Source organism: Legionella yabuuchiae, from assembly GCF_900640115.1.
Taxonomy (GTDB): Bacteria; Pseudomonadota; Gammaproteobacteria; order Legionellales; family Legionellaceae; genus Legionella_A; species Legionella_A yabuuchiae.
In genome coordinates this window covers 12,165-26,175 of the sequence record NZ_CAAAIW010000019.1, presented here as the reverse complement: position 1 = coordinate 26,175, position 14,011 = coordinate 12,165, and the positions used below count along the sequence as shown (strand labels likewise).

Here is a 14,011-nt window from a genome sequence, read left to right as displayed (position 1 = left end):
TTTTCTGGAAAGCACACTGGAACTATCTTCTTTGTCTTATTCAAGCCTAAAACTGAGATTGCTTGCAAACTCAACCAATGTTTCATTTTCTTTAAGAATGTCACCGCACATTTTTTGATTGCATGATTTTATCCTATAATTTTTGGTTGATTTAAATTACGAAATCACGAGAATAGAAAAAATCGCTTTCATTTGTTCGGGCGTGCCCTCAATTTGTTTCACGAGCTAAAAATTGTGATAATTTAGATCAAATTTTAGCTTGAATGAGGATAATAGCCAGCTCTATTTGACGAGTTCAAGCTGAAATTTGAGCAAATCAGCGTATTTTTTAGCCGTGTAACAAATTGAGGATACGCCCTAAACATAGTTAGTAATTTTTGCTTTCGCCAGAGCTTGTTCAATGAATAAAATTGTACCTTCACTCAAGGAGACTAACCATTAATTTTTCCAGTTATTCTTTTCCTTTATTAATTCTAATGGTATTAACCTTAGGCATGCGACATGGATTTGATCTGGATCATTTAGCAACTATTGATGCAATCAGTCGTACAACTAAAGATAATAAACGGCTCTCTCGGCTTGCCGGAGTTTTATTTTCATTAGGTCATGGCTTGGTGGTTGTGTTTATTAGCTTGCTTGTTGGCAGTGGGCTTTTGCAAGCAATAGTCCCGAGCTGGTTAGATGATTTTGGGCAATGGGTCTCTATATTTTTCTTGTCGTCCTTTGGATTTATAACGATTGGTATGTTGTGGTCTCAAAGGCTAAATTCTTCAGTTCCTCTTGGGCCAAAAAGCTTTTTTTTGAACAAAATTGCCAACAAAGGTTTAAGCTCTTTTTCTATTATTTTCATAGGCGCTCTATTTGCACTTTCTTTTGATACCATCACTCAGGTGACTTTATTTTCAATTTCTGCGTCCGTTATGTCGGGATGGTTATTATCTGGACTGCTAGGCGTGGTATTCATGTTAGGCATGATGGCATCAGATGGCATGAACGGCTTTTTAGTTTCTACTCTTATTCAGTGTGCTGATAAAAGATCTCAGGTAATTGCTAATTGTTTAGGGGTATGTATTGCAGGCTTCAGCCTCGTGCTAGGGGTTTGGTCTTTGCTAGATAAATTATAAATCTCTATCTCCAAAAATAATCGTAACTCCCCACATCATCCCGAGCGCAGCGAGGGATCTCCCTTCAGTGGCACAATTTTTTAAAGTAATGTTCGATACAAATCAGTCCACTTAGGATTCAATACATGAATCAAATCCTACTTCTTTTTTCGTGACCATCCCTTGATTTGTGTTTCTCGTTCAATAGGAGTAATGATACTTCCACAAACTTCATAATAAACCAGACGATCCATATGATATTTTTTCGTAAACCCTGCCACCAGTTAGTTCTTGTGTTCATAAACGCGGCGTATCAAATCATTGGTAACACCAGTGTACACAACATGATTGTGTTTATTGGCCAACGTGATAGTCAGTTGCCGTTTTAATCGATGCTACGTGTAACCATCGAGTAATGACTCATTCCCTTGCGAGTGGTTTAAAAGGCGGCAGGACGAAAAAGAAAAAGAATAAATCACGCATTTTGAAAGAACACGGACATAGATGACCGTTTCTCTGTAAGTATCAATTCCCAGCCACTTTAACGTTAAGGGATGGTTATGATTGTCTTTAGTAGAAATTTTCTGACTCACTTTAATTCCACCTTATCCAGATAATTCGGGACCATACAGTTCCAATTCAGCTCTGTTTTGATAAATTTCGCAAAACTTTTTATTGCGTCTGGTTCACCATGGGTTAGAAATACCTTCTTCGGTGGTCTTTTAAGTTGTTTGAGCCAGACCAACATTTCTTCATAATCAGCATGTGCCGAGATATTGGTCAAATTTTCTACTTCTGCATTGATGGAAATCATTTGACCAAGTAATTTGATTTTTCTCTCACCCTTTAAGAGACGATCCCCTCTTGTTCCTGCAGCCTGAAAGCCAGTAAGTAAAATTGTATTCCTATGATCCGGAGCAAATACTTTTAAATGATGTAATATCCGTCCGCCAGTTGCCATCCCGCTTGCGGAAATAATAATTTTAGGCATGACTTGTTTATCAATTGATTTTGATTCTTCTACCGTATTTGTATAGGTAGCTATATTACAGGTTTCATAGCATTCTTCCTGACTTAAGTGGTGTTCATTGGGATGCTTGTATAAAAGATCAGTCACGTTAATAGCCATTGGACTATCTAAAAAAATAGGTAAATCAGGTATGCGGTTTTCTTTTTTCAATTGAGATAAATAATACAATATGTTTTGCGTACGACCTACAGCAAAAGCGGGTATCAGGATGGTCCCTCCTCGCTTTGCTGTTTTATTCACAATGTTTGCGATTATATCTTTTGGATTCTCTTTTTCATGCAAACGATTTCCATAAGTTGACTCGATAATTAAATAATCCAGAGCCTCGATGATAGCTGGCGGTTGCATGACAGGATCATGAGTGCGCCCCATATCACCAGTAAATAACGTTTTAACACCTTTCACATAAAAATGAATAAAAGAAGAGCCCAAAATATGACCGGCTGGTTTCCAAGATACATTCCCATCAGGCACTAAAGAATAACGTGTTTCATACTCGATGACTTCAAATTGCTTTAGCGCCATTTCCGCATCTTTCTTGGTATACAAAGGTAAGGCCGGCGTATGCTTTGTATAGCCGTATTTATTGGCGCGTCTGGCATCTTCTTCATGAATATAGCCGCTGTCTGGTAAAAGAATGGAGCAAAGATCATATGTCGCCTCTGTGGCGTATATTGGTCCTTTAAAGCCATTTTTGACTAGTAAAGGAATATAGCCTGAATGATCAATATGGGCATGGGTAAGTAAGAGCGCATCTATGGATTGTGGCGAGACTGGCAGAGGCGCCCAATTACGAAGACGAAGTTCTTTATACCCCTGGAACAACCCACAGTCGACTAAAATCTTCTTATTATTTATTTCAAGAAGATACTTTGAACCCGTTACTGTTCCTGTTGCTCCCATGAATGTCAATTTCATAATCGCTCCCTGCTTCTAAAAGAGTATAGTATATGGGTATAAACAAGCCGAAATCAGCGTTTATCAAGCGCTTCCAATAGTAGAATGGCAATATTTCAAAACCTTGAGATTACCACTGTTCAACAAATTGAATTGCTAAAAATCGCGGCCTAACCATCGTTGATGAGCAACGCGCTATATGTTCTTAAAGCCATAAGCCTTTTTCGACTCACCTCCTACATGCGAAGCAGGTGCGAAATTTAGAGTGAACCCTCGCCCAGAATTAAAAAGTAAGATTGGAATTAAACAGGTTTAATTTTTTCTTCCTGATGATTTTATATTCCTCATAACGGTTTTTTCATTTGGATGTGCACTTGTTACAAAGTCCCTGTGGAGCAATATCTAAGGCCGAATTAAATTTACTGGACATGTTTTGAAATGCAATCAATGCCGTCAATTCTATAATTTCTTTTTCATCAAAAAAGTTTTTTAAGTTGTTAAAGCAGTCATCGTCAACTCTATGATTTAATTGAGTCATCGCTTCTGCATAGTGTAAAGCTGCTTGTTCAACTTTAATAAATAATGAGGATTCTCGCCAGTGTTCAAGCGCTTGAATTTTTTCGCTGTTTTGTGATCGTTTAATAAAAGATGCTGAATTGATGTCTACGCAAAACCGACAACAATTCATTTGGGCCACCCGCACGCTGATTAATGAACGAAGTTCCGGAGAAATGGGCGATTTTTTTCTATCGAGTACGCCATAGACACTGGCCACAGCAACAAATAACCTAGGTATAACCGCCCAAACCTTCGCCGGCTCTAAATATTTGCCATATTTTCTTTTTTGATTCCAAAAAAAAGGCTTTAAGTACCAAGGAACTTGCCTTATGGTTTCCCGTGAAATACGCATTCGTCATCCTTTTGTTTGGTTATAAAACTGATAGAGTCGTATCCCTGCGGTCATCAATACTAATAAACTAAACAATAATGCCAAAATGGTAAAAGCACTTGGCCATAACATCATGACCATAAAAAAGATAAACGCTTCCGCTCGCTCCATGATGCCGGGGCTGTAATAAAACCCTTTTTCCGAATGGTTCTCGCTAAAAATTCCCACAACCAGAAAACTTGTTATGCATAACAACATACTGCCTAACATGACAATACACCAAAAACCTCTGGCATCGGGGGCAACACTCCAGAGCGCAAACACCACCACAAACTCCACCATTCGGTCCATCATGATATCCAGCACACTTCCCCAGGCTGTCGTTTTCTGACTAAACCGCGCAAGCGTACCATCCAACGTATCACAATAGCCGGATAAAAGAAGAAGACTAACGGCGAGATAACTATGATTAAACCATAAAGCGGGAAGCACTAAAATTCCGAATAAACCAGATAAGACAGTCACCGCATTCGGTGAAATTTTAGATTTTAAATAACCTATCGATGGATCTACTAATAAAGCTTGATAATATTGGCGTATACTTTGTTCTATCATGGTTTATCCTAATTTAAGTAGCCAATGCACAACTCTATTCACCCATTTGGAAAATAATTTAGGCTTATAAAACTCACCGGCCACTTGTTTGCTAACTTCACTCAATGTTGGATAAGGAGCAATGGCATCAGCAAAGGTACGTAAACTTTTCTTTTCTCGAATCGCCATCACCCAAGGCAGCAGCAACTCTCCGGCATTTTTACCAACAATCGTCACGCCTAAAATTTTACCTTTCTTGGTAATAATGGCTTTTATTCTTCCTATCGTTGCATGCTCTGCCTGAGCACGGTCATTATCGGCAAATGTAAATTCTGTTGTTTGTACATCGTCTCTTCCTGATGCTTCTTTTGCGCTTATCCCCGCATGAGCTAGCTCCGGTGTGGTATAGGTCACCCAGGGAATGGCATGATAATCCACTTTAGCCGGAAGCCAGAATAAAATATTACGCAAAACGATGCCCGCGTGATAATTGGCAATATGGGTAAACTGATACGCACCGATCACATCGCCAATGGCATAAACTTTTTTGTTTTTGGTTCGCAAACGCTCATCGACTTCTATTCCTTTAGTAGAATATTTAACATTGACTTTTTCCAGATTTAAATCCTTAACATTCGGCCGTCTTCCTGTTGCAACGAATAAATGACTGCCGGTGACCTTCATTTCACCCCCCTCTTTTTCAATCATCACCTGAATCTCATCATTATTTTGATGTACTTTGATAACTTTGCTTTTTTCATGTAAGGTAATCTTCATTTTTTCAAATTGATTACGTACGATTTCAACACAGGATGCGTCATCATGCGGTAAAATCGTTTCTGCTTCTAAAATAGTCACTTCACTGCCTAACATGGCAAACGCTTGCCCCAGCTCGCACCCAATAGGGCCACCTCCAATGACGATTAAATGGCTGGGCTGAGACTTTAAATCAAAAATCGTTTCATTGGTTTTATAAGGAACGCTATCCAAGCCATCAATGGGAGGAACAAAGGGAGAAGAGCCTGTGGCCACCACAAAATACTTTGCTTCAATGAGAAAATCACCGGCTTTTAATGTTTGCGTGTCTTGAAATTCTGCCTTCTCTTTAATGACAGTTACACCAAGGGATTCGAAGCGCTCGACCGAATCATGCTCGCTAATTTTATCGATGACTGCATGAACATGCGCCATCACTTTAGAAAAATTAATATCAAGTTTTTTAGCTTCTACTCCAAAATAGCTTGCTTCTTTGACATGATAAAATGATCTTGCAGCAGCAAGTAGTGATTTGGAGGGAACACAACCATAATTTAAGCAATCCCCGCCCATTTTATGCCCTTCAACCAGCACAACCTTCGCTCCTAATTGAGCCGCGCCTGAAGCAAAACTTAAACCGGCTGAACCACCACCAATGATGGCAATGTCACTCCGAATGGTTTGACTCACGATTCGCGTCCTTGTTTCTTATTAATAATTTTTTTATAAAGCGTGGGCAAAATGGATAAAAAAGCCAGAGCTAATATCGGCAATAAAATTTTAGGGTCGAAAATAATATCAAGCCTTGGTTTTTCATGCGCCTCTAACGCATGGCCGAGTCCATTGCCAACCATTACATACACAAATGAGCCGGGAATAATCCCCAAAAAAGTGGCCAGCACATAAGTGCTTTTTTTCATACCTAATAACGCAGGCACAATATTCAATGCCCAAAAAGGAAATAACGGGATGAGACGGAGAAACAATAAATAAGAAAACGCATTTTCTTGAAAACCTTCTTCCATTTTCTTGAGCCATTTCACAGCTTTTTGCGCCACCCAGTCCCGAAAAGCCAAATCCACAGCTAAAAAAACAATAAACGCGCCAATAGTGGCACTAATCACTACCGCAAGCGTGCCTAAAAATGGCCCAAACAAAAACCCGGCTGTAATGGTTAAGAAGGTAGCACCAGGAATGGATATCGCTACCGAAAGTGCATAAATGGCCATGAAGCTTAAAAAGACTTCAAGAAAGTTTCGCCCCATCCAGATAAGGAGCATTTCACGATGGTCTTTTAAACGTTCAAAAGATAAATAGCGATGAAGCCGAAAATAAAAAAACAGTCCTAGAAAAATAGCTAAAATTACCAATAATCCCCAACGCCTGATTTGCTCTATCATCCTGATATTTTTCCTGAAAATTAATTCCTATACTTCTGAAGATTAAGAAACTGAGTAACCATCTCAACATGGGTTCGAATGACTTCCTGGTCAACTTGAGCTCTATCCATTGTCATTAAGCCAAAGACATTCACCACCAGGAAATCAGCAATGCCTTTAATATCTGGCTTTTCGCAGCTTTCGGTGTTTGAAAATGCTTGCGTCAAACAGGCTTGGAAATATTCATTTAATTCAGCTGAAAATCGTTCAATCACTTGTGCAACTTCTTGATCATGAGATGGCATATCAGAAGCCGTAGCAATCAAAAAACATCCGCAGGGATTGTCTGAATCACGCAGATGAAGGAACTGATGAAAAAACGTTTCAATCGCTTTTAATCCATCTGAATAATTTTGCAGTGGCGCGGTTAATTTATCCGTCACTTCCGCCCGATAGCGCATAAGTAATGCCAAAAATAAATCACGCTTTCCGCCAAAAAAATGATAAATTGCGCGACGATTAAAACCCGTGACCGCGATAAGCTCATCCACAGAAGTATTAAAATATCCTTTTTCCCAAAAAAGACGCATGGCCTTGTCTAATACTTGGTTAGATATCGTTTTAGAAATAATAGTGGTCATAACCTTGATGTCACCAATAAGAACGAATAGTCTGAAATTTAGATTAAGTATTTATTTGTGATAAGTCAACGCGACAAGGACTAAGCGCTCACTGATGAAACTAAAAATAGCAGGTTGAATCTTACTCATTTTCCTAATAACGACCATAGGCATCAACGAGAATTGGATTGACAACCCATTTATTTGAATAATGCATTTTCTTAAAGTGCCATCTAAACTAAAGCTCTAGAACTGTAACAATTATCAAGGAGGAATAAGCATGAAAGCAGCAATTATTGTTTTAGCCGACACAAAAACAGAGGAAGACTTAGCACGTGTGGTCAACGCCATGATGGCGGTTAAGGAGTTTCAGGAAGCGGAGGATGAGGTCCGGCTCGTATTTGACGGCTCGGGTACCCGTTGGATAAAAGAACTCTCTAATGATGAGCATCAATACCATGATTTATTTGCAAAAGTAAAACATAACGTTTCTGGTGCATGTGGTTATTGTGCAAAAGCCTTTAAAGTTAGTGAAGACATTGAAGCACATCACTTCCATTTAATCGATGAATACGAAGGACACCCTAGTGTTCGCCGCTTACTTAAGGAAGGATTTGAAGTACTTACGTTTTAATCATCTAATTAATTTTTTCAAAACAAGGACGGTTCAAATGAATAAATATTTAGTGGGTTTTATTTCGGGATTTATCGCAACAGCAGTGTTATCCCTTTTAATGATGCTGAAAGCACAAATGGGACTTATGCCGCAATTTAATGTCATTCGTGATTTTAATCAGTTTTTGGGTTCGGAAACACCAATCGTTGGTTGGATCATTCACTTCCTGTTAGGCTCTTTTATTTGGGGAGTTTTATTTGCACTGTTAGCTCCCGCTTTAATGGGTGCTTATTGGTTAAGAGGAATCTCTTTTGGAATCATCGCTTGGCTATTAATGATGTTTGGTTATATGCCGGTCATGGATCATGGATTTTTTGCAGCGGAACTCGGTGTTCAAGTCATAATTGCCACCTTAGTTTTACATATCATTTATGGCTTTGTCTTAGGTTTAGCTTATGGTCTTATGCCCAAAAAATAATATGACTTGGAGTTTAATACATATGACACATCTGTTGAAAAAATCCCGGGGGCATGCTTGCTTATGGAAACCAACGCTCTAAATGGGATGCTGGATGCCGTTTTGATTTTCCTAATCCGGATTATCACGATCGCTTTTTACGCCAGCAATTTGTTCAAAAGCTCGCAATAGGGCTTGCTATTACTTCGCTTTTGAACAAATTGCCGACACAAAAATCAAGTCGCGAAAAAACCAATATCTTCAGGTGAAATGGGTATATACCCGTAATCTTTCAAAATGCGTGTTTTTAGGCGCCTTTATTTTTTGTCCTGCCGCATTTTAAAAAGCGAGTAATGGCTCATTCCCTTGCGAGTTTTTTAAAATGCGGCAGGGCGAAAAAGAAAAAGCATAAATCACGCATTTTGAAAGATTACGGGTATATATATTACAAGATATTCCAAGAATTAAATGTTTTTGCTCTGTGCAGTACCGTACAGAAACGACGACTTGTTTTTGTCAGTTGTAATTTTGAGCTTAAGTTGTTTACCTTCAGCATATTTAGCCAATATTTGAATATTAAATAGCTTGCTGTCTTCCTCATGATAAATTCGATACCCTGCCCATTCCAATTGAGCTATCTACTGCTGCTGCTAATATGGCACTGCTTTATCGTTACTACTTAAAAGATCATAAAATGAAATTGGATGCTCTTATTTAAACTGTTAAACTTAATCCCCGAACGTATTCCTGGAGTGCTTCACGAGTTACCGTGACTTTTTTAAAGATGAATTTACAATGCATCTTATAAAAAGAAATAATCAGAGTCGACCAACTATTAGGAATTAATCATGCAACTGACGCAATTTACGGATTACTCCTTACGAGCCTTGATTTACATCGCCCTTAGAAAAGAATCCTGTACAATTAAAGATATTACTGATGCCTATACCATTTCGACCAATCATATGGTTAAAATCATTCATAATTTGGCCAAAATTGGACTTATTAAAACCAGTCGTGGTAAAGGTGGCGGACTTTTAATGGCCGCTCACCCTGAAACCATCAATTTAGGTCGACTCATTGCACAACTGGAGCCTCATTTTGATTTAGTGCCGTGTTTTAATAAAGAAAAAGCCAATTGTTGTATTGCTCCTGTATGTAAACTAAAGGGTATATTGCATGAGGCCCAAGCTGCATTTATGGGAGTTCTAGAACGTTACACCTTAGCTGACGTATTACATAATCCAAATGAGTTATCGGTTTTTCTGAGCATAAAGCAATAAATCAACGGTTAATGAAAGAATGACCGGCCTGAAAGGTTTGAACTAGAACGAAGCGCCTTTTAAAGAATAACTAATGATTATGTTCTTCATCTTTAGTGGCATAAAATTACGATTATATTTCTTTTTGAGCAATCAAAAGACCAAACTCTCCTGATATCTGCCTACCGAATACATCTTACTTATGTCGATGGACTACTGTTTCCTTATACTCAAGTATATACCCGTGATCGTTCAAAATGCATCATTTATGCTATTTAAACCTCTGTACATGACAGGTTTTTTTGTCATGTACAGAGTATTTAAACGATCGCGGGTACATTAACTCACTGTATTCTGAAATAATGATGCACCTTTTACTTCTGTTTATCGATAAATTCTTTTCTTAATTGTTAACCTGGTTCTCAGTAGCCTTTATATCCAGCCGAGTCAAAAGTGTGCGATCCTTTGCAAGTTTGTCAGCCAGTTGATGGTTTACGTCTCGATGCTCTTCCTCATCTTCACGCACGACAAGTAGCACATCACGTAATCGAGCATCAGTGGGCAGCCCCCAGTAATTTATAGCAACATCAGGGGCAGGGCAGTTTTCAATCCGCCCCTCATCCAATTCCTGCAAATAATGGGTGTAGCTAACAACAGCCTCTTCTTCAAGATAACCCACAAAGCGATGCGCTGTTTTTGAAGAAAGAACATACATCAGAAAATATAAAACCACGAAAATAGCCTGTGCTATGAATATAATAAGCCGTTCAAACCAATTGGGTTTGGCAATATACATAAACGTAATCAAATGCATCCGCTCATTATCCGCTTCATCCAGTAAAGTTTTAATCCATCCTTCATCATTTTTGATTTTTCTTAAGCAGCGTAAATGCAGTAAAGCAGCCCCAACCATACCAGGTACAGCCGCTACTGTTTCGAGCACTATGGCGCGATTCCCATACCGTTTTTGAAAAAAAGTGTCCGCAAAAAATCGAAAAAATTTTACAAGAACAAAAGCAATTTTATCACTGATAGTTTTGGCAGGTTTATGGCATGCGGACATGATGTGCTCCTTATGATGTTAATTAGGATTATTATATTAAAGATGTATTTTAAATACAACTTATAATTTGGCATCCATCTTTAAATCATTTCTTGACGAGCGTTATTTCTTTTCATAAGATGTATTCATAATACATCTTTAAGGAATATACTATGTCTGAAACATTATTTGAGCGTTTGGGTGGTCAAAACGCCGTCAATACCGCTGTTGATATCTTTTATCGCAAAATGTTAACTGACGATAGAGTCAGTCATTTTTTTGATGATGTGGATATGGGGCAACAAATCCTCAAACAAAAAGGCTTTTTAACTATGGTTTTTGGTGGTCCTAATCATTATAGCGGAAAAGACATGCGCGAAGGCCATCGTCATTTAATCAAACGTGGCTTAAATGATGCGCATGTAGATATTGTCATTGAGCATCTTGGAGCAACTTTACAAGAGCTAGGGGTAAATGAAAAGGATATACAGGAAGTGGCTTCTATTGCTAACAGCGTGCGTGATGATGTTTTAGACAGGTGAGCTGATGACTGAACTGCATTTCAATAAGCAAGTCCTTCATTCAATGGAGGGTGAATCTGTGCTTGATTGTCTGCTGCGGCATGATGTTAATTATCCTAATGCCTGCCGTTCGGGAGTGTGTCAGGCTTGTTTAATGAAAACCACCGACAGCCCAATTGAGTCAAAATGGCAGGAAGGTTTACCTGATACATTAAAGTCTCAGGGGTATTTTCTTGCCTGTCAGGCAAAACCAACGAGCACCATGCATCTGAAAGCTCCAGATGCTGCGGAGTGTGAGCAACCAGCCATGATTTCAGAGCTATCTTTCCTTACTCACAATACCATTAGAGTAAAACTTTTAGCAGAACATTTGGAAAACTGGATGCCCGGCCAATATCTGAATCTGTTGAATCCTGAAGGAGTATCACGAAGTTATTCCATTGCCAACTTGCCAGCAAAAGAAGGCTATATTGAACTGCATATCAAGCTTAAAGACGATGGAGCAATGAGCCAATGGCTTCGGAAAAAGGCCGCCGTTGACACAATGGTTCATATTCGAGGGTCTTTTGGTAAATGCTATTATATGAATCCGGACCAATCCTCCTTCAACATACTTTTAGCCGGAACCGGTACTGGATTAGCGCCTTTATTAGGCATTGTTAAAACTGCTTTAAGCATGCAACATCAAGGTAAAATTACTTTAATCCATGGGGGATGTCAGGACGATGATATTTATTACGCTGAAGAGCTGGAAACTCTGGCAACATTTTACCAAAATTTTCATTACATACCCTGCGTATTAAAGAGCAATGGACGTTACCAAGAATCGGATATTACGCAGCAATTATTGATTCATTTAAATAATAGCGATAATGTACAAGTATATGTGTGTGGGCCAAAAGAAACGACAAATAAAATAAAAACAAAAGCATTTCTAGCAGGCGTTCCATCATCTAAAATTTACAGCGATGCGTTTTTATAAGCATAAAAAATTTAAACGTATTTCCCGCTGGCTAGAGAGAATCAAGGATGCACAAGCTACACCAATAATGGCTTTTCTGTACTGTTCTGAGTGACGAACCTTGTGTGGTTAGTTAATATAAAAAAACACAGGAAGGTTATTTATGGAGCTACTTGAAGCAATAAAACGAAGACAGGCGGTACGTCCATTTTCTGATAACCCCTAAATGGGGAAACCATTTAAGTTTACCGGATAAAGTCCGGCACAAGCTTTTTTGTCCGCGGGATCCAGGAATCTAACAATATCGGTGGATCCCACGTATAAGGCGCGGATGGTGGGCAAATAGGGTAATTTACAATCACACGTGCCCTCGCCCTGGCAATGGCTTTAGCTGTGGCGAATAATCACTTTTTAGGGATAATAAAATGACAAGTTCTGCCAAAACACGCATAGAATCTGACAGCCTCGGGGACGTAGTCATTCCGGCAGATAAATATTATGGTGCACAAACCCAACGCTCCATTACTAATTTTCCTATTGGTGAAGAGCGGATGCCCATGAGCATTATTTATGCGATAACACAAATTAAAAAAGCTGCTGCACTCACGCATTTGCAATTGGGTTTATTATCCAAGGAAAAGTCGCAAGCGATCACCACCGTATGTGATGAGATCCTCAAACATGAGCATGATGACCAATTCCCTCTAAGTGTTTGGCAGTCCGGATCTGGAACACAGTCACACATGAATGTGAATGAAGTTATCACAAATAGAGCAAATGAGCTCCTGGAGTCTGAACGGGGAAGCAACACACCCATTGATGCACACGATGATATGAATAAATCCCAATCAACGAATGATGTTTTCTCATCAAGCATGCAAATTGCTACTTTGATTAAACTACATAACACGTTACTACCTGCACTTATTCATTTAAAAGATTCACTTCTTGCAAAAGAGAACGAATTTTCTGACGTAATTACCATCGGTCGTACCCACATGGGCGATGCAGTTCCTCTCTATATGGGGCAGCGATTTTCAGGCTATGTCAGTCAATTAACTTCTTCGATAGACAATATCATGCAACGACTAAGACCCTTACGGAAAATACCTATTGGTGGTACAGCAGTAGGTACTGGCGTGAATGCACCGGAGGGTTATGCCGCCTTAATGGTGAAACATCTGACAAAAATTACCGGCCAAAAAATTGAAAATGCCAGTAATTTTTTTTCTCATCAAGCCGCGCATGACGTATTAGTTGAGTGCAGTGGAACATTGAACACCTTAGCGTGCGCTCTTATAAAAATTGCCAATGATTTTCGGTTGATGTCATCAGGACCACGGTGTGGGTTGCATGAAATAGATTTACCCGCTAACGAGCCTGGTTCGACTATCATGCCTGGCAAGGTAAACCCCACACAGTGTGAAGCTCTTATCATGGTAGCAACACGCGTACAAGGGAATCACACCACCATTTCAAATGCAAGTGCTATGGCAAGTTTTGATGCACATAGTTTTAGAACAGTCCTAATCTACTCCTTACTTCAATCCATTCAATTGTTGTCTGACGCCATGCAAAGTTTTGCTGACCGTTGTGTGCAAGGGTTAACGTTAAACCTTGCAATACTAAACAAAAACGTTGAAGATTCTTTGGCATTAGCAACGATCCTCAATACGAAGTTGGGTTATGAAGCAGCAAGTAAGATTGCAAAAAAAGCCTATAAAGAAAATATTTCGTTAAAGCAATCCTCTGTTGAATTAGGCTTATTGACTGAAGAGGAATGTGACAAACTTTTGGATCCCAGGCAAATGATTCCTTGACCCGATCAGAATTAGCATTACTCTGCGAACAACGCATGGTGTATGTTCAAAAAGCAGAATAAAC

Annotated in this window: 15 protein-coding genes; 7 read left to right on the top strand and 8 right to left on the bottom strand. The window is 39.1% G+C overall.

What is annotated here, in order from left to right:
• The first annotated feature begins 410 nt into the window (after positions 1-410).
• Positions 411-1,124 (top strand): HoxN/HupN/NixA family nickel/cobalt transporter, encoded by a 714-nt coding sequence (locus tag E1O47_RS08150; protein ID WP_242602069.1) that lies wholly within the window; start codon positions 411-413, stop codon positions 1,122-1,124.
• A gap of 374 nt (positions 1,125-1,498) precedes the next feature.
• Here the strand turns inward: E1O47_RS08150 and E1O47_RS08140 are convergent, their stop codons facing one another.
• The 7 genes from E1O47_RS08140 to E1O47_RS08110 all read right to left on the bottom strand — a co-directional run bounded on the left by E1O47_RS08140 (position 1,499) and on the right by E1O47_RS08110 (position 7,289).
• On the bottom strand, positions 1,499-1,696 hold the full coding sequence (locus E1O47_RS08140; protein WP_133130766.1) for a hypothetical protein: 198 nt from the start codon (positions 1,694-1,696) through the stop codon (positions 1,499-1,501).
• Positions 1,693-3,051, bottom strand: coding sequence for an MBL fold metallo-hydrolase (locus E1O47_RS08135; RefSeq protein WP_133130765.1), 1,359 nt, complete (start codon positions 3,049-3,051; stop codon positions 1,693-1,695). The genes E1O47_RS08140 and E1O47_RS08135 overlap by 4 nt, the downstream gene beginning before the upstream one ends.
• A gap of 337 nt (positions 3,052-3,388) precedes the next feature.
• Complete coding sequence (locus tag E1O47_RS08130) at positions 3,389-3,940, bottom strand: carboxymuconolactone decarboxylase family protein (RefSeq protein WP_133130764.1); 552 nt, start codon at positions 3,938-3,940, stop codon at positions 3,389-3,391.
• 3 nt (positions 3,941-3,943) lie between these two features.
• The gene (locus E1O47_RS08125; protein ID WP_133130763.1) at positions 3,944-4,534 is read right to left on the bottom strand and encodes a CDP-alcohol phosphatidyltransferase family protein; all 591 of its coding nucleotides are present in this window, start codon (positions 4,532-4,534) and stop codon (positions 3,944-3,946) included.
• A 3-nt stretch (positions 4,535-4,537) separates the two neighbouring features.
• Entirely contained in the window at positions 4,538-5,959 is a 1,422-nt protein-coding gene (locus E1O47_RS08120) for a dihydrolipoyl dehydrogenase family protein (protein WP_242602068.1), read from the bottom strand.
• Positions 5,956-6,669, bottom strand: coding sequence for a TVP38/TMEM64 family protein (locus E1O47_RS12520; protein ID WP_242602067.1), 714 nt, complete (start codon positions 6,667-6,669; stop codon positions 5,956-5,958). Before E1O47_RS12520 ends, E1O47_RS08120 begins: the two co-directional genes overlap by 4 nt.
• Positions 6,670-6,689: 20 nt before the next feature.
• Complete coding sequence (locus E1O47_RS08110) at positions 6,690-7,289, bottom strand: TetR/AcrR family transcriptional regulator (protein WP_133130762.1); 600 nt, start codon at positions 7,287-7,289, stop codon at positions 6,690-6,692.
• 259 nt (positions 7,290-7,548) lie between these two features.
• Between E1O47_RS08110 and E1O47_RS08105 the strand changes: the two genes are divergently transcribed.
• The 3 genes from E1O47_RS08105 to E1O47_RS08090 all read left to right on the top strand — a co-directional run bounded on the left by E1O47_RS08105 (position 7,549) and on the right by E1O47_RS08090 (position 9,624).
• Complete coding sequence (locus E1O47_RS08105) at positions 7,549-7,902, top strand: DsrE family protein (protein ID WP_133130761.1); 354 nt, start codon at positions 7,549-7,551, stop codon at positions 7,900-7,902.
• A gap of 37 nt (positions 7,903-7,939) precedes the next feature.
• Positions 7,940-8,362 carry a DUF6789 family protein gene (locus E1O47_RS08100; RefSeq protein ID WP_133130760.1) on the top strand — a complete coding sequence of 141 codons (423 nt, stop codon included), beginning with the start codon at positions 7,940-7,942 and terminating at the stop codon, positions 8,360-8,362.
• Between the two features lie 827 nt (positions 8,363-9,189).
• Positions 9,190-9,624, top strand: a complete 435-nt coding sequence (locus tag E1O47_RS08090) for an Rrf2 family transcriptional regulator (protein WP_133130759.1) — start codon at positions 9,190-9,192, stop codon at positions 9,622-9,624.
• A gap of 382 nt (positions 9,625-10,006) precedes the next feature.
• On the opposite strand, the gene E1O47_RS08085 is transcribed toward E1O47_RS08090, so the two are convergent.
• Positions 10,007-10,666, bottom strand: a complete 660-nt coding sequence (locus E1O47_RS08085) for an alternative oxidase (RefSeq protein ID WP_133130758.1) — start codon at positions 10,664-10,666, stop codon at positions 10,007-10,009.
• Positions 10,667-10,818: 152 nt separating this feature from the next.
• On the opposite strand from E1O47_RS08085, the gene E1O47_RS08080 reads away from it, so the two are divergent.
• The 3 genes from E1O47_RS08080 (at position 10,819) to E1O47_RS08070 (ending at position 13,947) form a co-directional block, all read left to right on the top strand.
• On the top strand, positions 10,819-11,187 hold the full coding sequence (locus E1O47_RS08080; RefSeq protein ID WP_133130757.1) for a group I truncated hemoglobin: 369 nt from the start codon (positions 10,819-10,821) through the stop codon (positions 11,185-11,187).
• A 4-nt stretch (positions 11,188-11,191) separates the two neighbouring features.
• Positions 11,192-12,148 (top strand): FAD-binding oxidoreductase, encoded by a 957-nt coding sequence (locus E1O47_RS08075; RefSeq protein WP_133130756.1) that lies wholly within the window; start codon positions 11,192-11,194, stop codon positions 12,146-12,148.
• Between the two features lie 404 nt (positions 12,149-12,552).
• The gene (locus E1O47_RS08070; RefSeq protein WP_133130755.1) at positions 12,553-13,947 is read left to right on the top strand and encodes a class II fumarate hydratase; all 1,395 of its coding nucleotides are present in this window, start codon (positions 12,553-12,555) and stop codon (positions 13,945-13,947) included.
• The last annotated feature ends 64 nt before the right edge of the window (positions 13,948-14,011 follow it).

Bases quoted from the DNA above. Each gene is read 5' to 3' on its own strand.
- E1O47_RS08135 (WP_133130765.1), bottom strand. From the start codon at position 3,051: ATGAAATTGACATTCATGGGAGCAACAGGAACAGTAACGGGTTCAAAG.
- E1O47_RS08130 (WP_133130764.1), bottom strand. From the start codon at position 3,940: ATGCGTATTTCACGGGAAACCATAAGGCAAGTTCCTTGGTACTTAAAG.
- E1O47_RS08125 (WP_133130763.1), bottom strand. From the start codon at position 4,534: ATGATAGAACAAAGTATACGCCAATATTATCAAGCTTTATTAGTAGAT.
- E1O47_RS12520 (WP_242602067.1), bottom strand. From the start codon at position 6,669: ATGATAGAGCAAATCAGGCGTTGGGGATTATTGGTAATTTTAGCTATT.
- E1O47_RS08110 (WP_133130762.1), bottom strand. From the start codon at position 7,289: ATGACCACTATTATTTCTAAAACGATATCTAACCAAGTATTAGACAAG.
- E1O47_RS08105 (WP_133130761.1), top strand. From the start codon at position 7,549: ATGAAAGCAGCAATTATTGTTTTAGCCGACACAAAAACAGAGGAAGAC.
- E1O47_RS08100 (WP_133130760.1), top strand. From the start codon at position 7,940: ATGAATAAATATTTAGTGGGTTTTATTTCGGGATTTATCGCAACAGCA.
- E1O47_RS08090 (WP_133130759.1), top strand. From the start codon at position 9,190: ATGCAACTGACGCAATTTACGGATTACTCCTTACGAGCCTTGATTTAC.
- E1O47_RS08085 (WP_133130758.1), bottom strand. From the start codon at position 10,666: ATGTCCGCATGCCATAAACCTGCCAAAACTATCAGTGATAAAATTGCT.
- E1O47_RS08080 (WP_133130757.1), top strand. From the start codon at position 10,819: ATGTCTGAAACATTATTTGAGCGTTTGGGTGGTCAAAACGCCGTCAAT.
- E1O47_RS08075 (WP_133130756.1), top strand. From the start codon at position 11,192: ATGACTGAACTGCATTTCAATAAGCAAGTCCTTCATTCAATGGAGGGT.
- E1O47_RS08070 (WP_133130755.1), top strand. From the start codon at position 12,553: ATGACAAGTTCTGCCAAAACACGCATAGAATCTGACAGCCTCGGGGAC.